Origin of the sequence: Bradyrhizobium sp. Mp27, assembly GCF_029953005.1 — a bacterium.
Taxonomy (GTDB): domain Bacteria; phylum Pseudomonadota; class Alphaproteobacteria; order Rhizobiales; family Xanthobacteraceae; genus Bradyrhizobium; species Bradyrhizobium barranii.
The window spans coordinates 1-220 of record NZ_JASAUS010000826.1 but is presented as its reverse complement, the minus strand read 5'-3'; the positions used below and the strand labels follow the sequence as shown (position 1 = coordinate 220).

The window sequence follows — 220 nt, the reverse complement described above, 5'->3', positions numbered from 1 at the left end:
GAGCTTCCTCGCCGGGGAGGAACTCAAGACGATCAAACTGCTCAGGATCAGCGTGCCGCAACCGGCGCACAAACCGCTTGACACTCTGGTAGCTGGACGGAAAGCCAAATTTGTCAATCGGCGTTTGACTGGGACCCCCTATCGGCCTCCAAAAGGGACCCCTTTGATCGGCGTGCTCTGCTGGTAGCGCTCGGGTCGTCGGAGCTGGTCGGGGTTGCGG

At 60.9% G+C, this 220-nt stretch carries 1 protein-coding gene; it reads left to right on the top strand.

Annotated features, from left to right (window positions below):
- Positions 1 to 187: hypothetical protein (locus tag QJT78_RS52795; RefSeq protein ID WP_281461014.1), on the top strand; the 187-nt coding region annotated here is incomplete at its 5' end.
- Between the last annotated feature and the right edge of the window lie 33 nt (positions 188 to 220).